This window comes from Enterobacter sp. MGH 33, assembly GCF_000534535.1.
Lineage (GTDB): Bacteria > Pseudomonadota > Gammaproteobacteria > Enterobacterales > Enterobacteriaceae > Enterobacter > Enterobacter hormaechei_C.
Genome location: NZ_KI973212.1, coordinates 4737994 through 4759190, shown reverse-complemented (window position 1 = coordinate 4759190; position 21197 = coordinate 4737994). Strand labels below are relative to the sequence as shown.

The following is a 21197-nucleotide window of genomic DNA, read 5'->3' as shown; positions in this document are numbered from 1 at the left end:
CCCGTAACAATTGACTGAGGGACACCCTTTGAGCACGACTAATCACGATCACCACGTTTACGTCCTGATGGGCGTGTCCGGTAGCGGTAAATCTGCCGTGGCGAGCGAAGTGGCGCATCAACTCCAGGCTGCGTTTCTTGATGGTGACTTCCTCCATCCGCGCAGCAACATCATGAAAATGGCTTCCGGCGAGCCGCTGAACGACGACGACCGCAAACCATGGTTGCAGGCGCTGAATGACGCCGCGTTCGCGATGCAGCGCACCAATAAAGTCTCCCTGATCGTCTGTTCCGCACTGAAAAAAACCTATCGCGACCTGTTGCGCGACGGCAACCCGAACCTCTCTTTCATCTACCTGAAAGGTGATTTCGGGGTGATTGAAAGCCGCCTGAAGGCGCGTAAAGGCCACTTCTTCAAAACCCAGATGCTGGTAACGCAGTTCGAAGCGTTGCAGGAGCCGGGAGCTGACGAACAGGATGTCTTAGTGGTTGATATCGATCAGCCGCTGGAAGGTGTTGTTGCCAGCACCATCGAGGTTATTAATAAAAGGCAGTAAGTTTTGAGTACATTAACGCTAGTTTTGACAGCAGTGGGCTCCGTATTGCTGCTGCTGTTTTTAGTGATGAAGGCGCGTATGCACGCCTTTGTGGCTTTGATGGTGGTTTCTATTGGTGCCGGTCTCTTTTCCGGCATGCCGCTCGACAAAATCGCGGCGACGATGGAAAAAGGGATGGGCGGCACGCTCGGCTTCCTGGCCATTGTGGTGGCGCTGGGCGCGATGTTTGGCAAGATTTTGCACGAGACGGGCGCGGTCGATCAGATTGCGGTCAAGATGCTGAAATCCTTCGGGCACAGCCGTGCGCACTACGCGATTGGTCTGGCCGGTCTGATTTGCGCGCTGCCGCTGTTCTTTGAAGTGGCCGTTGTGCTGCTGATTAGCGTGGCGTTCTCCATGGCGCGGCATACTGGTACCAACCTCGTGAAGCTGGTCATTCCGCTGTTTGCGGGCGTGGCGGCGGCGGCGGCGTTCCTGCTGCCGGGGCCTGCGCCGATGCTGCTGGCCTCCCAGATGCATGCTGACTTTGGCTGGATGATCCTGATTGGCCTGTGCGCGGCAATTCCGGGGATGATTATCGCTGGTCCGCTGTGGGGCAACTTCATCAGCCGTTACGTTGAGCTGCACATTCCGGATGACATCTCCGAGCCGCACCTGGGCGAGGGCAAAATGCCGTCCTTCGGCTTCAGCCTGTCGCTGATCCTGCTGCCGCTGGTGCTGGTGGGCCTGAAAACCATCGCTGCGCGCTTTGTGCCGGTGGGGTCAACCGCTTACGAATGGTTCGAATTTATTGGTCATCCGTTCACCGCGATCCTGGTGGCGTGTCTGGTAGCAATTTACGGCCTGGCGATGCGTCAGGGCATGCCGAAAGACCGCGTGATGGAGATCTGTGGTGCCGCGCTGCAACCGGCGGGGATTATCCTGCTGGTGATCGGGGCGGGCGGCGTGTTTAAGCAGGTGCTGGTGGATTCCGGCGTTGGTCCGGCGCTGGGCGAAGCGCTGACCGGGATGGGGCTGCCGATTGCAGTCACCTGTTTCGTGCTGGCCGCGGCGGTACGTATCATTCAGGGCTCCGCGACCGTAGCGTGCTTAACCGCCGTGGGTCTGGTGATGCCGGTGATTGAACAGCTGAACTACTCCGGTGCGCAGATGGCGGCGCTCTCTATCTGTATCGCGGGTGGCTCGATTGTGGTTTCTCACGTGAACGACGCGGGCTTCTGGCTGTTCGGTAAATTTACCGGCGCAACCGAAGCGCAAACCCTTAAAACCTGGACGCTGATGGAAACCATCCTCGGCACGACGGGTGCGGTTGTCGGGATGATTGCGTTTACGCTGCTGAGCTAATCCCGGTTTTCTCCCTCTCCCCGTGGGAGAGGGCTGGGGTGAGGGCATCAGGCCGCAGAGGGCGTATTTTGTCGGGTGGCGGCTTCGCCTTACCCGACCTACAAAAAACTTAGGTCCCGTAGGCCGGGTAAGCGCAAGCGCCACCCGGCTTTTTTACAGCGGCACGATGCCTTCCTTTGTGCGCAACCAGCGCGGCGCTTTCAGCGTATCACTGTAAAACCCCACTAAATCCTGCAACAAATCTCCTGCGACTCTTTCATCGCTCGCCGAGAGCGTTCGAGCCAACAGCATTTGCGTTAGCAACTGGCAATACCGTCCTAACTGATCCACTTCCGGCTCGAAGACCGGCACGTCCAGCGGCAGGTCATCCACCGTCAGGCTGGCTTTTAGATATTCCGGAACAGGTTCAAGCAGCGTGGGCTGGAGCAGGGCGAGGCAGGCGGAAAGCCGTCCGCATAGCGCCATCTTTTGTGCTGAATCGTCACATTCAACCAGCACGTCTACGAATCGCTCGCAATTGTCTGCCAGTTCGGTGAAATCGGTAGTGTGATCGAACGGGGTAGTAAATAAAGTGTGAGAAAAGTTAGGGGGAGTAGTCATAAGACAGCCTCTAATGAGTTGAGTTGACCATCTTTGGAGGGACCAACCTCACTGGTGATGGACTGAACGGAGTTGGTCCTACCGGCCTCATCAGCTACCGGCGCGCCTTGCGGCGCCACCGTCCAGCCCACCATTGAAGTGTAACTGACTGCGCGATAAAAAGAGATTCATCGCGGATGAGGATAACAGGGGACCAACCCTGACGCCTGATTTTGCAGGCGCGGCAAGAAGATACTGCGTTAGGGGCGGAGTGGCAAGAGAGGCTCTGGAAGGCGGCTCGCAAAACGAATGAATATTTTTAATGGTAGAGGCATCAGGTCCCGTAGGCCGGGTAAGCGCAAGCGCCACCCGGCTTTTTTACATCTTCACCCTTTCATCCATGCCCGGATCCCGTCCAGGAACATCTGCGTCGCCATCATCACCAGAATCAGCCCCATCAGGCGCTCCAGGGCGTTTACCCCTTTCTCACCCAGCAGGCGCAGGAACAGCGACGACTGCAACAGGATAATAAACGTCCCGCCCCAGGCGATCAGCAGGGCAATCACCAGATGGCTCATCTGATTCGGATACTGATGCGACAGCAGCATCAGCGTCGCCAGAATCGTTGGCCCGGCGACCAGCGGAATTGCCAGCGGCACGATAAACGGCTCTTCACCCGCAGGCAGGCCGCTGCTGCTGCCCTCCGCGCTCGGGAAAATCATCTTAATAGCAATCAGGAACAAAATGATCCCGCCGGAAATGGAGACCGTTTCGGCGCGTAAGTTCAGGAAAGCGAGGATTTTTTCACCGGCGAACAGGAAGATAAACATCACCAGCAGGGCGATGAGCAGCTCGCGGATCATGATCGCCCGGCGGCGCTTCGGCTCGGTATGCTTCAGCACTGACATGAAGATCGGCAGATTACCGAGCGGATCCATAATCAGGATCAATAAAACCGCTGCGGAAATGATTTCACTCATCTTAAATTATCCCTGATACTTATTGTGGTCATTGCGATGATTAGCACTTTTTCTGATTGCCGGGCAATCATCGATTAATTTCGCTTGCGACTTTGGCAGCATTTTGTAATGTGAAGCATATCCCAGTTCAATACTGGCTTGCACAATCAGCACACACCCCTTGCAGGAAAAAAATGCTATGAAAAACGTTGGTTTTATCGGCTGGCGCGGTATGGTCGGCTCTGTACTCATGCAACGCATGGTTGAAGAGCGCGATTTCGACGCCATCCGCCCGGTCTTCTTCTCCACTTCCCAGCTCGGCCAGGCTGCACCGTCCTTTGGGGGTACCACAGTCACGTTGCAGGATGCTTACGATCTGGAAGCGCTGAAGGCACTCGACATTATTGTGACCTGCCAGGGCGGCGATTATACCAACGAAATCTATCCGAAGCTGCGTGAAAGCGGCTGGCAGGGCTACTGGATTGATGCGGCCTCTTCGCTTCGCATGAAAGACGATGCCATCATTATTCTTGACCCGGTTAACCAGGGCGTCATCACCGACGGCCTGAACAACGGCGTGAAAACCTTTGTTGGCGGTAACTGCACCGTCAGCCTGATGCTGATGTCCCTCGGCGGCCTGTTCGCACAGGATCTGGTGGAGTGGGTCTCCGTGGCGACCTACCAGGCGGCGTCCGGCGGCGGCGCGCGTCATATGCGTGAGCTGCTGACCCAGATGGGCCAGCTGCACCAGAGCGTCGCTGCCGAGCTGGCAGACCCGGCGTCCGCCATCCTCGACATCGAGCGTAAAGTCACTCAGCTCACCCGCAGCGGCGAGCTGCCGGTGGATAACTTTGGCGTACCGCTGGCCGGTGGCCTGATCCCGTGGATCGACAAACAGCTGGATAACGGCCAGACCCGCGAAGAGTGGAAGGGCCAGGCTGAGACCAACAAAATCCTCGGCACCGCGAACACCATTCCGGTTGACGGTCTGTGCGTGCGTATCGGCGCGCTGCGCTGCCACAGCCAGGCCTTCACCATTAAACTGAAAAAAGATGTGTCTATTCCGACCGTGGAAGAGCTGCTGGCCGCACACAACCCGTGGGCGAAAGTGGTGCCAAACGATCGCGATATCACCATGCGCGAACTGACCCCGGCAGCCGTTACCGGCACGCTGACCACCCCGGTTGGTCGTCTGCGCAAGCTGAACATGGGGCCGGAGTACCTCTCCGCGTTCACCGTTGGCGATCAGCTGCTGTGGGGTGCAGCCGAGCCGCTGCGCCGTATGCTGCGCCAGCTGGCGTAATAATTTGTTAAACACGGGGGGTGATTGTCACCCCCTTTTTTTGCGTACTACATGGAGTAAAACGCAGATGTCTTATTTTTTATCAGGAGGACCCACGACGTTGGCTATGCTTTAAGGAAGATTTATTTCTCACCTGAGGGTAGGGCGGAGCAGAGAGGATTAACTGCACCGTTTAGGTCACATTAAAAGTCGTCCCGGAGCGCGTAAAAAGGGCGACATAAAAAAACAGGATGAACACCATGTCCGATCGTATTTCGAGAGACGTGATTAATGCGCTTATTGCGGGTCACTTTGCCGACCCCTTTTCTGTGCTAGGGATGCACCGTACAGAGGCCGGACTGGAAGTTCGGGCGCTGTTACCGGATGCAACAGAAGTGTGGGTTATCGAACCCAAAACCGGCCGCAAGGTAGGTAATCTGGAATGCCTCGACTCGCGTGGCTTCTTCTCGGGCGTCATGCCCCGCCGTAAAAATCCTTTTCGTTATCAGCTTGCCGTTATCTGGCACGGTCAGCAAAACCTGATTGACGATCCCTATAGCTTCGGCCCGCTCTTAAAAGAGATGGACGCCTGGCTGCTGTCCGAAGGGACCCATTTACGCCCCTACGAAACGCTGGGTGCCCATGCAGATACCATGGACGGTATCACCGGCACGCGTTTTGCCGTATGGGCGCCAAACGCCCAGCGCGTCTCCGTCGTCGGGCAGTTCAACTACTGGGACGGTCGTCGTCACCCCATGCGTCTGCGCCGGGAAACCGGCATCTGGGAGCTGTTTATCCCCGGCGCGCACAACGGTCAGCTCTACAAATTCGAGATGATCGATGCCAACGGCAAGCTGCGCATTAAATCTGACCCGTACGCCTTTGAGGCAGAGCTACGCCCGAATACCGCCTCGCTGATTTGCGGCCTGCCGGAGAAGGTTGTCCAGAGTGAGGAGCGCAAGCAGGCCAACCGCTTTGATGCGCCAATCTCCGTCTATGAAGTGCATCTCGGCTCGTGGCGTCGCCACACCGATAACAACTTCTGGCTGAGCTATCGCGAGCTGGCGGACCAGCTGGTGCCGTACGCCAAATGGATGGGCTTTACCCATCTGGAGCTGCTGCCGATCAACGAACACCCATTTGACGGCAGCTGGGGCTATCAGCCAACCGGGCTGTATGCGCCCACGCGCCGCTTCGGCACGCGCGATGACTTCCGCTATTTCATCGATGCCGCGCACGCCGCCGGGCTGAACGTGATCCTCGACTGGGTGCCGGGCCACTTCCCGTCGGATGATTTTGCGCTGGCAGAGTTCGACGGCACAAAGCTGTACGAGCACAGCGACCCGCGCGAAGGCTATCACCAGGACTGGAACACGCTGATCTACAACTACGGTCGCCGTGAAGTATCGAACTACCTGGTCGGGAACGCGCTGTACTGGATCGAACGCTTCGGCATTGATGCCCTGCGCGTGGATGCGGTGGCGTCGATGATTTACCGCGACTACAGCCGCAAAGAGGGGGAGTGGATCCCGAACGAGTATGGCGGCCGTGAAAACCTCGAAGCGATTGAGTTTCTGCGCAACACCAACCGCATTATCGGCGAGCAGGTGGAAGGCGCCGTGACCATGGCGGAAGAGTCCACCGACTTCCCGGGCGTTTCCCGTCCACCGGCAATGGGTGGTCTGGGCTTCTGGTACAAATGGAACCTCGGCTGGATGCACGACACGCTCGACTACATGAAGCTCGACCCGGTTTATCGTCAGTATCACCACGATAAGCTCACCTTCGGGCTGCTCTATAACTACACCGAAAACTTCATGCTGCCGCTGTCGCACGATGAAGTGGTGCACGGCAAGAAATCCATTCTCGACCGCATGCCGGGCGACCCATGGCAGAAGTTTGCCAACCTGCGCGCTTACTACGGCTGGCTGTTTGCTTTCCCGGGTAAAAAGCTGCTGTTTATGGGCAACGAGTTCGCTCAGGGCCGCGAATGGAACCACGATAGCAGCCTTGACTGGCATCTGCTGGAAGGTGCGGACAACTGGCACCACGGCGTACAGCGTCTGGTCCGTGACCTGAACCTGACCTATCGCCACCACAAAGCGCTGCACGAGCTGGACTTCGATCCGTACGGCTTTGAGTGGCTGGTGGTGGACGACCACGAGCGCTCGGTGTTTGTCTTTGTGCGCCGCGACAAGGCGGGTAACGAGATCATTGTCGCCAGCAACTTCACGCCGGTGCCGCGCGAACACTACCGCTTCGGCATTAACCAGCCGGGCAAATGGCGCGAAATTCTCAATACCGACTCCATGCACTACCACGGCAGCAACGCGGGTAACGGTGGCCTGGTGCAGAGCGATGCCATTGAAAGCCACGGCCGTCCGAACTCCCTGAGCCTGACGCTGCCGCCGCTTGGCACAATCTGGCTGGTGCGGGAGGGTGAATGACGCAGCTTACGGCAGGTAAACCCGAACCGCTCGGGGCGAGTTTTGACGGAAAGGGGGTGAACTTCACGCTCTTTTCCGCCCATGCGGAGCGGGTGGAACTCTGTGTGTTTGACGGGGAAGGTAACGAGCACCGTTACGATTTACCGGCGCGCACGGGGGATACCTGGCATGGCTACCTGGCCGGAGGACGGCCGGGGATGCACTACGGTTTTCGCGTACACGGCCCCTGGGAGCCCTCTCAGGGGCACTGGTTTAACCCGGCGAAGCTGCTGATTGACCCGTGCGCGCACCGCGTGGACGGTGAGTTTAAAGATGACTCGCTGTTCCACGTTGGCTACGGCGAACCTGACCACCGCGACAGCGCGCCCGTCGCGCCCAAAAGCGTGGTGGTGCACGATCTCTACGACTGGGAAGACGATGCCCCGCCGCGCACGCCGTGGGGCAACACCGTTATTTATGAAGCTCACGTTAAAGGGCTGACATATCTGCACCCGTCAATCCCTAAAGAGATGCGCGGCACCTACAAAGCGCTTGGGCATCCGACGATGGTCGCGTACCTGAAGCACTTAGGGATCACCGCGCTGGAGCTATTGCCCGTGGCGCATTTCGCCAGCGAGCCGCGGCTACAGCGTCTTGGGTTAAGCAACTACTGGGGCTACAACCCGCTGGCGATGTTCGCCCTCGACCCGCGCTACGCGGTGCAGCCGGAGAAGGCACGGGATGAGTTTCGCGATGCGGTGAAGGCGCTTCACGCGGCGGGTATCGAGGTCATTCTGGACGTGGTGCTGAACCACAGTGCGGAAAGCGATCTTGACGGCCCGACGCTCTCACAGCGCGGAATCGATAACCGTAGCTATTATTGGATCAGGGACGACGGCGATTACGAGAACTGGACCGGGTGCGGTAACACCCTCAACCTCAGTCATCCGGCCGTTACGCATTACGCGTACGAGTGCCTGAAATACTGGGTTGAGACGTTCCACGTGGACGGTTTTCGCTTCGACCTGGCGCCGGTGATGGGGCGCACCCCGGCGTTCAGCCAGCAGGCGCCGCTGTTTGAGGCCATCAAAAACTGCCCGGTGCTCTCAAAGGTTAAGCTGATCGCGGAGCCCTGGGACATCGGAGAGGGCGGTTATCAGGTGGGGAATTTCCCGCCGCTGTTTGCCGAGTGGAACGACCACTTCCGCGATGCCATCCGCCGCTTCTGGCTGACGCGCGATCTGTCGCTGGGGGAGTTTGCCGGTCGCTTTGCCGGCTCCAGCGATCTCTTCAAGCGTGACGGCAAACGTCCGTCGGCCACCATTAACCTGCTGACGGCACACGACGGTTTTACGCTGCGCGACTGCGTTTGTTTCAATCAGAAACACAATGAGGCAAACGGCGAGGAGAATCGCGATGGGACTAACAATAACCATAGCTTCAACCATGGTATAGAAGGGTTAGGCGGAAGTCTGGATGTGATCGAGCGGCGACGCGCCAGCGTTCATGCGCTGCTGACGACGCTTTTGTTGTCGCAGGGCACGCCGATGCTGCTGGCGGGCGATGAGCACGGCCACAGCCAGCACGGCAACAACAACGCCTATTGCCAGGACAACACCCTGACCTGGCTCGACTGGGGAGAAGCGAACAGCGGGCTGACCCATTTCACCGCGGCGCTGATCCATCTTCGCCAGCGCATCCCCGCGCTCACCGCCGACCGCTGGTGGGAAGAGGGCGACGGAAACGTTCGCTGGCTGAATAAAGACGCGCAACCGTTAAGCGCGCAAGAGTGGCAACACGGCATACCCTGTCTGCAAATCCTGCTTTCGGATGCGTGGCTGGTGACGCTGAACGCGACGGATGACGTCGCAGAGATTGTTTTACCTGACGGGGAATGGCGAGCCATTCCTCCCTTTGCCGGAGCGGATAATCCGGTTGTTATGGCTGTCTGGCACGGGCCTGCGCACGGAGTGTGCGTATTCCAAAGATGATAAAAAAGGAGTTAGTCATGGTTAGATTAGAGAAGAACGATCCGTTAATGTTGGCGCGCCAGCTACCATTAAAAACAGTTGCCCTGATACTCGCGGGCGGGCGTGGTACCCGTCTGAAAGATTTGACCATCAAGCGCGCCAAACCGGCCGTTCACTTTGGTGGTAAGTTCCGTATTATCGATTTTGCACTTTCCAACTGCCTGAACTCAGGCATTCGCCGTATTGGCGTCATTACCCAGTATCAGTCGCACACGCTGGTGCAGCACATTCAGCGCGGCTGGTCATTCTTCAGCGAAGAGATGAACGAGTTTGTCGATCTGCTCCCGGCGCAGCAGCGCGTTCACGGGGAGAACTGGTACCGCGGCACGGCGGATGCCGTGACCCAGAACCTCGACATCATTCGTCGCTACAGCGCGGAATACATCGTTATCCTCGCCGGGGACCACATCTACAAGCAAGATTACTCCCACATGCTGATCGACCACGTCGAAAAAGGGGCGCGCTGCACCGTGGCGTGTCTGCCGGTGCCTGTTGCGGAAGCAACCGCGTTTGGCGTGATGCATGTAGATGGCGACGACAAGATTATCGACTTTGTCGAAAAACCGGCGAACCCGCCAACCATGCCGGGCGACGACACCAAATCGCTCGCCAGCATGGGGATTTATGTCTTTGATGCCGATTATCTTTATGAACTGCTGGAAGAAGACGACAAAGACGAAAACTCCAGCCACGACTTCGGTAAAGACATCATCCCGAAAATCACCAAAGCTGGCATGGCGTATGCACATCCCTTCCCGCTGTCCTGCGTGCAGTCCGATCCGAATGCGGAGCCTTACTGGCGCGATGTGGGAACGCTGGAAGCGTACTGGAAAGCCAACCTCGATCTGGCGTCCGTCACGCCTGAGCTGGATATGTACGACCAGAACTGGCCGATTCGCACGCATATGGAATCGTTGCCGCCGGCGAAGTTCGTTCAGGATCGCTCCGGCAGCCACGGCATGACGCTCAACTCGCTGGTCTCTGGCGGCTGCATTATCTCCGGTTCGGTGGTGGTGCAGTCCGTGCTGTTCCCGCGCGTGCGTATAAACTCATTCTGTAATATCGATTCGGCAGTTCTGCTGCCGGATGTCTGGGTAGGACGCTCATGTCGTCTGCGTCGCTGCGTTATCGATCGTGCCTGCATCATTCCCGAAGGGATGGTGATTGGGGAAAACGCGGAAGAAGATGCGCGTCGTTTCTACCGTTCGGAAGAGGGGATCGTGTTAGTAACACGGGAAATGTTGCGGAAGCTGCAAATCAAACAGGAGCGATGATGCAGGTTTTACACGTATGTTCTGAGATGTTCCCGTTGTTAAAAACGGGCGGCCTGGCGGATGTTCTTGGTGCATTACCAGCGGCGCAAATCGCCGGAGGGGTGGATACCCGCGTGTTGTTGCCCGCTTTTCCGGATATCCGGCGCGGTATTCCCGATGCAAAGGTTGTTACCCGTCGCGAGACCTTCGCGGGACGTATCACCCTGCTGTTTGGACATTACAATGGCGTAGGGATTTACCTGATTGATGCCCCGCATTTATACGATCGACCCGGCAGCCCGTATCACGATACCAACCTGTACGCCTATACCGATAACGTGATGCGCTTTGCCCTGCTCGGCTGGGTGGGGGCGGAAATGGCCGTCGGACTGGATCCGTTCTGGCGTCCGAACGTGGTGCACGCGCATGACTGGCATGCGGGGCTGGCTCCTGCGTATCTGGCGGCGAAGGGGCACCCGGCCAAATCGGTGTTTACGGTGCACAACCTGGCGTATCAGGGCATGTATTACGCGCATCATATGAATGACATCGATCTGCCATGGTCGTTCTTTAACATGCACGGACTGGAGTTTAACGGACAGATTTCGTTCCTGAAGGCCGGTCTGTACTACGCCGACCACATCACGGCGGTCAGCCCAACCTACGCGCGGGAAATTACCCAGCCGGAGTTCGGTTACGGTATGGAAGGGCTGCTGCAACAGCGCCACCGTGAAGGTCGCCTGTCGGGCATTCTGAACGGCGTGGATGAACAGATCTGGAATCCGGAAACGGACCTCCTGCTGGCGGCGCGCTATGGTCGCGACTCCGTGGAGGACAAAGCGGAGAACAAGCGCCAGCTACAGATTGCGATGGGGCTGAAGGTCAACGACAAGGTGCCGCTGTTTGCGGTGGTCAGCCGCCTGACCAGCCAGAAAGGGCTGGATCTGGTGCTGGAAGCGCTGCCGGGATTACTGGAGCAGGGCGGCCAGCTGGCGCTGCTCGGCGCGGGCGACCCGGTATTGCAGGAAGGTTTCCTTGCGGCCGCGGCGGAACATCCGGGGCAGGTGGGCGTGCAGATTGGCTATCACGAAGCGTTCTCGCACCGCATCATGGGCGGCGCGGACGTGATTCTGGTGCCGAGCCGCTTCGAGCCCTGCGGCCTGACGCAGCTCTATGGTCTGAAATACGGCACGTTGCCGCTGGTACGCCGCACGGGCGGGCTGGCGGATACGGTGTCTGACAGCTCCCTGGAAAACCTGGCGGACGGTATCGCCAGCGGGTTTGTTTTCGAGGACAGTAATGCCTGGTCGCTGCTTCGGGCGATCCGGCGTGCTTTCGTCTTGTGGTCCCGTCCATCCCTGTGGCGTTACGTACAACGTCAGGCGATGTCCATGGACTTTGGCTGGCATGTTGCGGCGCAGTCCTACCGCGACCTTTATCAACGCTTGATGTAACGAGGCGAAGTTACTGATATGAATGCTCCATTTAGCTACTCTTCCCCCACGCTCAGCGTTGAGGCGTTGAAACACTCCATCGCCTATAAGCTGATGTTTACCATTGGGAAAGATCCCGTTATTGCCAACAAACATGAGTGGCTGAACGCCACGCTGTTTGCGGTGCGTGACCGTATGGTCGAACGCTGGCTGCGCTCCAACCGCGCCCAGCTTTCGCAGGAGACGCGACAGGTGTATTACCTGTCGATGGAGTTTCTGATTGGTCGCACCCTCTCCAATGCGCTGTTATCGCTCGGGATTTATGACGACGTCAAAAACGCACTGGAAGAGATGGGGCTGGATTTAGAAGAGCTGATTGACGAAGAGAACGACCCGGGGCTGGGTAACGGTGGTCTCGGGCGTCTTGCCGCCTGTTTCCTCGATTCACTGGCGACGCTGGCGCTGCCGGGGCGCGGCTACGGTATTCGCTACGACTACGGTATGTTCAAGCAGAACATCGTGGATGGTCGTCAGAAAGAGTCTCCAGACTACTGGCTGGAGTACGGTAACCCGTGGGAGTTCAAGCGCCACAACACGCGCTACAAGGTGCGTTTTGGCGGGCGTATTCAGCAGGAAGGGAAAAAATCCCGCTGGGTGGAAACCGAGGAGATCCTCGCCGTGGCCTATGACCAGATCATCCCCGGCTACGACACCGATGCGACCAATACGCTGCGCCTGTGGAACGCGCAGGCCAGTAGCGAGATCAACCTGGGTAAATTCAACCAGGGTGACTACTTCGCGGCGGTGGAAGATAAAAACCACTCCGAGAATGTGTCACGCGTCCTGTATCCGGATGACTCGACCTACTCAGGCCGCGAGCTGCGCCTGCGTCAGGAGTATTTCCTCGTCTCGGCAACGATTCAGGATATCCTTAGCCGTCACTATCAGCTGCACAAAACCTATGCGAATCTGGCGGAAAAAACCGCCATTCACCTTAACGATACCCATCCGGTGCTGTCGATCCCTGAGCTGATGCGCCTGCTGATTGACGAGCATAAGTTCAGCTGGGATGACGCGTTTGAAGTAACCTGCCAGGTGTTCTCGTACACCAACCATACGCTGATGAGTGAAGCGCTGGAGACGTGGCCGGTGGATATGCTCGGCAAAATTCTGCCGCGCCATCTGCAAATCATCTTCGAGATCAACGACTACTTCCTCAAGACCTTGCAGGAGCAGTACCCGAACGATACCGGTCTGCTGAGCCGCGCCTCGATCATTGATGAATCCAACGGGCGTCGCGTACGCATGGCCTGGCTGGCGGTGGTGATCAGCCACAAGGTGAACGGCGTGTCAGAGCTGCACTCGAACCTGATGGTGCAGTCCCTGTTTGCGGACTTTGCGAAGATCTTCCCGACGCGTTTCTGCAACGTGACCAACGGCGTCACCCCGCGCCGCTGGCTGGCGCTGGCGAACCAGCCGCTCTCCGATGTTCTGGATGAGAACATTGGCCGCACCTGGCGCACCGATTTGAGCCAGCTGAGCGAGCTGGAGCAGCACATTGATTTCCCGACGGTGAATAAAGCGGTACGGGAAGCCAAGCTGCTGAACAAGAAGCGTCTGGCGGTCTGGCTGGCGATGCATCTGAACGTGGTGGCGAACCCGAAAGCGCTGTTCGACGTGCAGATCAAACGTATCCACGAGTACAAGCGTCAGCTGATGAATGTCCTGCACGTTATTACCCACTACAACCGCATTAAGGCTGACCCGACGGCGGAGTGGGTGCCGCGCGTGAAAATCTTTGCCGGTAAGGCGGCGTCCGCGTACTACATGGCGAAGCACATCATTCATCTCATCAACGATGTGGCGAAGGTGGTGAATCACGATCCGGACATTGGCGATAAGCTGAAGGTCGTGTTTATCCCGAACTACAGCGTAAGCCTGGCGCAGCTGATTATTCCGGCGGCGGATCTCTCTGAGCAGATTTCCACGGCGGGGACGGAAGCATCCGGCACCAGTAACATGAAGTTTGCCCTGAACGGCGCGCTGACTATCGGCACGCTGGACGGCGCAAATGTCGAAATGCTGGAGCATGTGGGCGCGGAGAATATCTTTATTTTCGGGAATACGGCGGAAGAGGTGGAGGCGCTGCGCAAGCAGGGCTACTCGCCGCGTGAGTATTATGAAGAGGATGACGAGTTACGCCAGGTGCTGACGCAAATCGCCACCGGCGTGTTTAACCCTGAGGAGCCCGGACGCTATCGCGATCTGGTGGACTCGCTGATTAACTTTGGCGATCACTATCAGGTGCTGGCGGATTACCGCAGCTACGTGGATTGTCAGGATAAGGTGGACGAACTGTACCGTCAGCAGGAGAAGTGGACCAGCGCCGCGATGCATAACATCGCCAACATGGGATACTTCTCGTCGGACAGAACCATCAAAGAGTATGCCGAGAATATCTGGCATATTGATCCGGTGCGGTTGTAAAAACAAAGCCCGGTGGCGCTGCGCTTACCGGGCCTACGGGATCGAGTAGGCCGGGTAAGGCGGAGCCGCCACCCGGCTTTTTTTCAATTACGACGCCAACGACAATTCACGCTTTCCCGCATGTTGTTGCAACCATTGCGCCACGCGAGACTGCTGCTCGGCATTCAGCCACATCCCTTCTTTAGTACGACGCCAGATAGCATCGTCCAGACGGCGCACCCACTCGTGTTCCACCAGGTAGCGCAGTTCCGCTTCGTACAGCTCATGGCCAAAATGTTCGCCCAGATCGGCAATCTCTTTCGCCTCGCCGAGGAACAGTTCGGTGTTGCTGCCGTAGGTGCGGGCATAGTGGCGCGCCATTCCTTCGGTAATGAACGGGAAGCGGCGACGCAGCTTCGCGGCGTAATCGTCGCGGTTATCGCCGATATCGCCGCCAGGCAGCACGGCGCCTTTCGTCCACGCCGGGCCGATGCCTTTGTAATACGGCGCCAGTTTCTCCAGCGCGTGCTCCGCCAGTTTACGGTAGGTGGTGAGCTTACCGCCAAATACCGACAGCAGGGGCGCCTGACCGTCCACGTCATGAATATCAAGCGTATAGTCACGGGTGATGGCCTGCGGTGAGTCAGACTCGTCATCACACAGCGGACGCACGCCGGAGTAGGTCCAGACCACGTCATCGCGCGCCAGCTGTTTCTTAAAGTGCGCGTTGTACACTTTCAGCAGGTAGCTGACTTCACTCTCGTCGATCTCTACGTTTTTCGGATCGCCTTTGTACTCTACGTCGGTGGTGCCGATGATGGAGAACTCGTCCATCCACGGGATCACAAACACAATGCGCTTGTCTTCATTTTGCAGGATATAAGCCTGTTTCTGGGTATGCACGCGCGGCACCACAATGTGGCTGCCCTTGATCAGGCGGATGCCGTACGGAGAAGGCAGGTGCATACCGTCATCGAAGAACTGTTTTACCCACGGGCCGGTGGCGTTCACCAGGCCGCGCGCTTTCCAGCTAAACTTCTCACCGGTATCCACGTCTTCCGCTTCCACAATCCACAGGCCGTTTTCGCGGCGTGCGGCGGTCGCGCGGGTACGGGTTTTCACCTCGCCGCCTTTCTTCTCGACCATCTGCGCGTTAGCCAGCACCAGACGCGCATCGTCCACCCAGCAGTCGGAATATTCGAAACCGCGCACGATTTCAGGTTTAAGAACCGACTCTGAGCCAAAACGCAAACCTGTCGAACCCGGCAGGCTGGTGCGTTTACCCAGATGATCGTACATAAACAGACCAATGCGGATCATCCACGCCGGACGCAGATGCGGGCGATGAGGCAGACGGAAACGCATCGGGATCGCCAGATGCGGAGCCATTTTCAGCAGTACTTCGCGTTCAGCCAGCGCTTCGCTGACCAGGCGAAATTCGTAGTGTTCCAGGTAGCGCAGGCCACCGTGGATCAGCTTGGAGCTGGCGGACGACGTCGCGCAGGCGAGATCGTTAGCTTCCAGCATCAGCACGGATAAACCGCGTCCTGCGGCATCAACCGCAATACCGGCACCGTTGATGCCACCGCCTATCACAATCAGATCTTTGGTTTCCATAACACCCTCATGCACTTTCGTTAAAGCTCAAAAATGTTCGATATCGCTCATAATAGCAAAGGAACGCGCTTTTGGTAACATCAAAAAAACAATTTAGAGTGATATGGATAACATAATGGCGTTTACCCGCCGCCAGGACGTACACTACGGGGTAAAATAGTGCGGTCTGATGCCCTCACCCCAGCCCTCTCCCACGGGGAGAGGGTGATCCGTTTCCCTCTCCCTCCGGGAGAGGGTAGGGTGAGGGGAAAACCGCACCACACCTGAATATAAGATGAGAACACCATGGATCAGTTTGAATGTATTAACGTAGAAGAAGCCCATCAGAAGATGCACCAGGGAAAAGCGGTGCTGGTGGATATCCGCGATCCGCAGAGCTTTGCGATGGGCCACACGCCGGGCGCGTTCCATCTCACCAACGACACGCTGGGCGCGTTTATGCGCGATAACGACTTCGATACCCCGGTGATGGTGATGTGCTATCACGGCAACAGCAGTAAAGGCGCGGCGCAGTATCTGCTCCAGCAGGGTTACGACGCGGTGTACAGCGTCGATGGCGGCTTCGATGCCTGGCATCGTCATTTCCCGGCAGAAGTTGAATACGCGTTTGAGCGCTGATCCCGCTATACTGTCCCCTTTTGTGTGGAAATAAGCGACCGCTGCCCATGTTGATGATCACCTCTTTTAGCAACCCGCGCGTCGCCCAGGCGTTTGTCGACTATATGGCGACGCAGGGCATTATCCTGACTATTCAGCAGCATACACAGACGGATGTCTGGCTGGCAGACGAAAGCCAGGCCGGCCGCGTGAACGACGAGCTTGCGCGTTTTCTGGAAAACCCGGGCGACCCGCGTTATCTGGCGGCAAGCTGGCAATCCGGCCAGACCGGCAGTGGCCTGCACTATCAACGTTTTCCGTTTCTCGCCACCCTGCGCGAGCGCGCAGGACCGTTTACGCTGCTTTTGATGGCAGCCTGCATCATCGTCTTCATTATTATGAGCGTGGTGGGCGACCAGAGCGTGATGATTGCCCTCGCATGGCCGTACGATCCCTCCCTGCAATTTGACGTCTGGCGCTACTTCACGCATGCGCTGATGCACTTCTCGGTGATGCATATCCTCTTTAACCTGCTGTGGTGGTGGTATCTCGGCGGGGCGGTGGAGAAGCGGCTCGGCAGCGGCAAGCTGATTGTGATCACCCTTATCAGCGCCCTGTTAAGCGGCTACGTGCAGCACAAATTCAGCGGTCCATGGTTTGGCGGGTTATCCGGCGTGGTGTACGCCCTGATGGGTTACGCCTGGCTCAGAGGCGAGCGCGACCCGGATAGCGGCATCTATTTACAACGTGGATTAATAACCTTTGCGTTAATATGGCTTATTGCCGGATGGTTTGATCTGTTTGGTATGTCTATCGCCAATGGTGCGCACGTTACCGGCCTGGCGGTTGGGCTGGCGATGGCGCTGGCCGATACGCTCCATGCGCGAAAACGAACATAATTCCCAGGGATATTTCATGAAACAAACACAACGTCATGACGCCATTATCGAACTGGTAAAAAAACAGGGATACGTCAGTACTGAAGAGCTGGTGGAGCAGTTTGCCGTCAGCCCGCAAACCATCCGTCGTGACCTCAACGACCTGGCCGATCAGAACCGTATTTTGCGTCACCACGGCGGCGCCGCACTGCCGTCCAGCTCGGTGAACACCTCATGGCATGACCGTAAGGCGACGCAAACGGCAGAGAAAGAGCGTATCGCCCGTAAAGTGGCGAGCCAGATCCCGAACGGCGCGACGCTGTTTATTGATATCGGCACCACCCCGGAAGCGGTCGCCCATGCGCTGCTGAACCACGAGAACCTGCGCGTGGTGACCAACAACCTGAACGTGGCCAACACGTTGATGCAGAAAGACGATTTCCGCATCATCCTCGCGGGCGGCGAACTGCGCAGCCGCGACGGGGGCATTATCGGCGAAGCGACGCTCGATTTTATCTCTCAGTTCCGCCTCGACTTTGGCATTCTGGGGATCAGCGGCATCGACACCGACGGCTCGCTGCTGGAGTTTGATTACCACGAAGTGCGCACCAAGCGCGCGATCATTGAGAACTCACGCCATGTAATGCTGGTGGTGGATCACTCCAAGTTTGGTCGTAATGCGATGGTGAACATGGGCAGCATCAGCATGGTGAATGCGGTCTACACCGACGTGATGCCGCCGGCGGGCGTCATGCAGGTGATTAAAGATAATAATGTGCAGTTAGAGTTGTGTTGAAAAGCCGTTCTCCCTCTCCCTGTGGGAGAGGGCCGGGGTGAGGGCATCAGACCGCAGAGGATCTACACTCCATATCCCATCATCTTCAACAGCTGCTGCGCATGCTGCACCGCATCCTGACGGTGCGCCACGCCCAGCTTCTGATACAGATTGCGAATGTGCGTTTTGATGGTGGTCGCCGCCACCGCCAGCTCACCGGCAATCTGCTCGTTGCTGTAGCCTGAGTAGATCAGCCCCAGCACCTGCCATTCACGCTGGGTGAGCGGGCTGGTGCGGATAAGCTCCGGCACTTCTGGATGGTTCAGCAGACGTTCAACAAAGTTCTCATCGAAGTGCGCAAACTTGTGGCGATGATGCTGGTTAATCTCGCGCAGAATGCGCTGGGCGCGATGCTGATCGAGTTCTGGCAGTGTGTTGAGCTGAATCAGCTGGCGCAGCTGCTGGGCCATCACTTCACCCTCAATCACAAAGTGGCTGATAAACCCGGTGCGGTTCGCCAGCTGTAACGCTTCCAGCAGTACGCGCTGGGCATCGTTTTTACGGCCCGCCTGCCAGTAAAGCTGGTTTAACAGCAGCAGGTTGCGGTTTAAATCGCTCATCAGGCGCAGGCTGCGGGCGTTTTCGTTTAACTCTTCCAGCACAATCTCGGCAGGCTCAAAGTCACCCAGCAGGATCTGCACGCGAGCGATGTTGCGCCACTGGCTTTGCAGGAAGTGGTTATTGGCAAATTCCGGTTTAGGCGTATGACGCAGCCAGTTGGCGGCGGACTTTTTATCGCCGGTCATCTGCCAGTAAATCACCCGGACCTTATCGGCGTTGGATACCCAGTCGCTATGGTACTGCCCGTTGCCGAGCAGGTTTTCCAGGCGGTTAAGATGGTTGCGGGCATTATCCAGGTCGCCGCGCGCCAGCGAGCACTGCACCAGCAGAGCCAGACACTGGAGCTGCTGCTGCGGCTGGAAGCTTGAAAGAACATTCAGACCCTGGCGGGCGCTGCTTTCTGCTTCATCCAGACGCGACCATGCCCACAGCAGCTGAGCGCGAATACGCAACAGGAACTCGTGCATCGGCAGCTGTTCCAGATGCTGTTCACGGATCAGCTGGAACGCTTTCTCCTGGTTTTCCCAGGCGGCTTGCAGGAACCCCTGAGCAAATAAAATCTCGCTTTGCTGGATCAGGCTCCACAGGGCGTAATGCCAGACATCGTGGCGGCGCGCCATCTGTTCGGTTTGCTGCATGAGTGAAAGCGAACGCGTGAGATCGCCCTTACAGTGCAGCACTTCGCCGTGTACCGAGGTGGCCACAATACGGCTGTAAAAATTCGCCAGCGGCAGCTCATCCAGCGCGACCATCGCCAGCCGTTCGGCTTCCTCAGGGTCACCGTCGTTAATCGCCACCTGCGCACGCAGGGCGTTAAATTCGCCATGCAGGGTGGTATCCATCTCGCTTTCCATCTCCTGCTCGGCGCGCGCCAGCAGGGTGTTCACTTCGCTGTAGCGATGCTGGCTCTGCATCAGCCAGGCCTGGAGCAGCACCAGACGCGGATTTTCCAGCAGGCTTTCCCACGGCAGCGCTTTTAACGACTCTTCCAGCAGCGTCAGTTCACTGTGGTTGAACAGTCCCCACGCGTGGTTGAGCAGAATATCGCGCAGCATACCGGCATCCCCGGCGGCCAGCGCATGGTGGATAGCCTCGCTCGGGAAACCTTGCGCCATCCAGCTTTCGGCGGCGGCGCGGTGAATGTCAGGCAGCTCTGCGGCCAGTTCCCACTGGCAACGCTGGCGCAGGAAGCTGCCAAACAGCGGATGGTAGCTAAACCATTCGCCGGGATCGTCCATGCGCGTCAGGAACAGACCCTGACGTTCAATCTCTTCGAGCTGAAGCTGCCCGTTTTCAATGCCGGTGACGCGTACAATCAGCGCATCGTTCATGGAACGCAGCAGGGAGCTTTTCAGCAGGAAATGGCGGGTGGAGAGGTCAACGCTGTCGAGTACCTCATCCACCAGATAATCCGACAGGTGGCTGGCGTTGATGCCCGCCAGGCGGCGCGCGGACTGATGCGTCGGGCTGTTGTTTTGCCGCGCGGAGAGGGCAATCAGCTGAAGCGCCGTGGCCCAGCCGGCAACGTCATCGCACAGGCGGCTGCTTTCCGACGCCTCAATCGGAGACGTCAGGCGGCAGTCAAAGAACTGCTTCGCTTCCTGATGGGTAAAGGCCAGCTGCTGACTGCCGATTTCCAGCAGCTGATCGCGCACGCGCAGGTTGGCAATGCCCAACTGCGGAAGGTTACGCGACAGGACAACCAGCGTCAGGTTTTCCGGCTGATGGCGCAGGAAGAAACGCATGGACTCGTGAATAACCGGGTTGGTGATCAGATGATAATCATCAATCACCACATACAGCGGGCGATGCCATTCGGCCAGCTCGATAAACAGCTGGGAGAAAAGAGAGGACAGGCTGGCGTACTGGCGCTTTTGCACCATCACCTCGCTGGTGACGCAGTGTCCGTTGGTTGCCTGCTGAATCGCGGCAATTAAATAGCTGGCAAAACGCTCCTGCTGGTTATCCCCTTCATCCAGGGAGTACCAGCCAAGATCGCTTTTACCTGCCGCCCATTGCGAAATGAGCGTTGTTTTTCCATAACCCGCAGGACTCGTAACCAGCGCCAGTCGGAAATTATGCGCACCGGAAAGTTTAGCCAGCAGGCGCTCGCGGACCACAGTATGGTCAAGACGAACCGGGCGACTTAATTTGGACGGAATCAACATAGTTTTCACTTCACTGTGGGGAACGAGAGAATTTATTTTTTTTGCGCTTCGTAATTAATATCTATAAGTTCGGCCAATCGAGGAACTATTGCAAGTTATGTCTGGGTTTGGAGGCTCTGAATTTGCACTCTGTCACAAAACATTCTCATCACTGATGGAACTTTCCGTAAATGGCTGGATGCCGCGCTGCTTCTGGCTTGTGTGCATAAGTCG

15 protein-coding genes are annotated in these 21197 nt (G+C 57.5%); 11 read left to right on the top strand and 4 right to left on the bottom strand.

From position 1 onward, the window contains the following. Positions 1-28: 28 nt before the first annotated feature. On the top strand, positions 29-556 hold the full coding sequence (gene gntK / locus L379_RS01845) for a gluconokinase (RefSeq protein WP_003861569.1): 528 nt from the start codon (positions 29-31) through the stop codon (positions 554-556). A 3-nt stretch (positions 557-559) separates the two neighbouring features. Then, positions 560-1900 (top strand): gluconate transporter, encoded by a 1341-nt coding sequence (gene gntU / locus L379_RS01850; protein WP_017693851.1) that lies wholly within the window; start codon positions 560-562, stop codon positions 1898-1900. A 153-nt stretch (positions 1901-2053) separates the two neighbouring features. Here the strand turns inward: gntU and L379_RS01855 are convergent, their stop codons facing one another. Next, the gene (locus L379_RS01855; RefSeq protein WP_032655370.1) at positions 2054-2500 is read right to left on the bottom strand and encodes a hypothetical protein; all 447 of its coding nucleotides are present in this window, start codon (positions 2498-2500) and stop codon (positions 2054-2056) included. A 365-nt stretch (positions 2501-2865) separates the two neighbouring features. Continuing rightward, entirely contained in the window at positions 2866-3459 is a 594-nt protein-coding gene (gene yhgN / locus L379_RS01860) for an NAAT family transporter YhgN (RefSeq protein ID WP_003861574.1), read from the bottom strand. Positions 3460-3637: 178 nt separating this feature from the next. On the opposite strand from yhgN, the gene asd reads away from it, so the two are divergent. The 6 genes from asd (at position 3638) to glgP (ending at position 14349) form a co-directional block, all read left to right on the top strand. Then, positions 3638-4741, top strand: coding sequence for an aspartate-semialdehyde dehydrogenase (asd, locus tag L379_RS01865; protein WP_032655368.1), 1104 nt, complete (start codon positions 3638-3640; stop codon positions 4739-4741). A 239-nt stretch (positions 4742-4980) separates the two neighbouring features. Then, positions 4981-7167: a 1,4-alpha-glucan branching enzyme gene (gene glgB / locus L379_RS01870; RefSeq protein ID WP_023304556.1), complete on the top strand. Its 2187-nt coding sequence runs from the start codon at positions 4981-4983 to the stop codon at positions 7165-7167. Beyond that, a complete protein-coding gene (gene glgX / locus L379_RS01875) occupies positions 7164-9137 on the top strand; it encodes a glycogen debranching protein GlgX (RefSeq protein ID WP_017384138.1) in 1974 nt (657 codons plus the stop codon). The genes glgB and glgX overlap by 4 nt, the downstream gene beginning before the upstream one ends. A 17-nt stretch (positions 9138-9154) precedes the next feature. Next, positions 9155-10450, top strand: coding sequence for a glucose-1-phosphate adenylyltransferase (glgC, locus tag L379_RS01880; protein WP_017384139.1), 1296 nt, complete (start codon positions 9155-9157; stop codon positions 10448-10450). Further along, a complete protein-coding gene (glgA, locus tag L379_RS01885) occupies positions 10450-11883 on the top strand; it encodes a glycogen synthase GlgA (RefSeq protein WP_017384140.1) in 1434 nt (477 codons plus the stop codon). The genes glgC and glgA overlap by 1 nt, the downstream gene beginning before the upstream one ends. An 18-nt stretch (positions 11884-11901) precedes the next feature. Continuing rightward, on the top strand, positions 11902-14349 hold the full coding sequence (gene glgP / locus L379_RS01890) for a glycogen phosphorylase (RefSeq protein ID WP_015571454.1): 2448 nt from the start codon (positions 11902-11904) through the stop codon (positions 14347-14349). 87 nt (positions 14350-14436) lie between these two features. On the opposite strand, the gene glpD is transcribed toward glgP, so the two are convergent. After that, positions 14437-15945, bottom strand: a complete 1509-nt coding sequence (gene glpD, locus L379_RS01895) for a glycerol-3-phosphate dehydrogenase (RefSeq protein WP_015571453.1) — start codon at positions 15943-15945, stop codon at positions 14437-14439. A 285-nt stretch (positions 15946-16230) separates the two neighbouring features. On the opposite strand from glpD, the gene glpE reads away from it, so the two are divergent. The 3 genes from glpE to L379_RS01910 are packed head-to-tail and all read left to right on the top strand — an operon-like array spanning position 16231 to position 18216. Further along, entirely contained in the window at positions 16231-16563 is a 333-nt protein-coding gene (gene glpE / locus L379_RS01900; protein WP_008503062.1) for a thiosulfate sulfurtransferase GlpE, read from the top strand. A gap of 47 nt (positions 16564-16610) precedes the next feature. Continuing rightward, positions 16611-17441, top strand: coding sequence for a rhomboid family intramembrane serine protease GlpG (gene glpG / locus L379_RS01905; protein ID WP_015571451.1), 831 nt, complete (start codon positions 16611-16613; stop codon positions 17439-17441). 16 nt (positions 17442-17457) lie between these two features. Continuing rightward, positions 17458-18216 carry a DeoR/GlpR family transcriptional regulator gene (locus L379_RS01910; RefSeq protein ID WP_032655365.1) on the top strand — a complete coding sequence of 253 codons (759 nt, stop codon included), beginning with the start codon at positions 17458-17460 and terminating at the stop codon, positions 18214-18216. A gap of 62 nt (positions 18217-18278) precedes the next feature. On the opposite strand, the gene malT is transcribed toward L379_RS01910, so the two are convergent. Further along, positions 18279-20984 (bottom strand): HTH-type transcriptional regulator MalT, encoded by a 2706-nt coding sequence (gene malT / locus L379_RS01915; RefSeq protein WP_017384142.1) that lies wholly within the window; start codon positions 20982-20984, stop codon positions 18279-18281. Positions 20985-21197: the final 213 nt, after the last annotated feature.

Excerpts from the sequence above, each read along its gene's own strand:
- asd (WP_032655368.1), top strand. The coding sequence starts at position 3,638 with ATGAAAAACGTTGGTTTTATCGGCTGGCGCGGTATGGTCGGCTCTGTA.
- glpD (WP_015571453.1), bottom strand. The coding sequence starts at position 15,945 with ATGGAAACCAAAGATCTGATTGTGATAGGCGGTGGCATCAACGGTGCC.
- glgX (WP_017384138.1), top strand. The coding sequence starts at position 7,164 with ATGACGCAGCTTACGGCAGGTAAACCCGAACCGCTCGGGGCGAGTTTT.
- glgP (WP_015571454.1), top strand. The coding sequence starts at position 11,902 with ATGAATGCTCCATTTAGCTACTCTTCCCCCACGCTCAGCGTTGAGGCG.
- yhgN (WP_003861574.1), bottom strand. The coding sequence starts at position 3,459 with ATGAGTGAAATCATTTCCGCAGCGGTTTTATTGATCCTGATTATGGAT.
- glpG (WP_015571451.1), top strand. The coding sequence starts at position 16,611 with ATGTTGATGATCACCTCTTTTAGCAACCCGCGCGTCGCCCAGGCGTTT.
- glpE (WP_008503062.1), top strand. The coding sequence starts at position 16,231 with ATGGATCAGTTTGAATGTATTAACGTAGAAGAAGCCCATCAGAAGATG.
- glgA (WP_017384140.1), top strand. The coding sequence starts at position 10,450 with ATGCAGGTTTTACACGTATGTTCTGAGATGTTCCCGTTGTTAAAAACG.
- malT (WP_017384142.1), bottom strand. The coding sequence starts at position 20,984 with ATGTTGATTCCGTCCAAATTAAGTCGCCCGGTTCGTCTTGACCATACT.
- glgB (WP_023304556.1), top strand. The coding sequence starts at position 4,981 with ATGTCCGATCGTATTTCGAGAGACGTGATTAATGCGCTTATTGCGGGT.
- glgC (WP_017384139.1), top strand. The coding sequence starts at position 9,155 with ATGGTTAGATTAGAGAAGAACGATCCGTTAATGTTGGCGCGCCAGCTA.
- L379_RS01855 (WP_032655370.1), bottom strand. The coding sequence starts at position 2,500 with ATGACTACTCCCCCTAACTTTTCTCACACTTTATTTACTACCCCGTTC.
- L379_RS01910 (WP_032655365.1), top strand. The coding sequence starts at position 17,458 with ATGAAACAAACACAACGTCATGACGCCATTATCGAACTGGTAAAAAAA.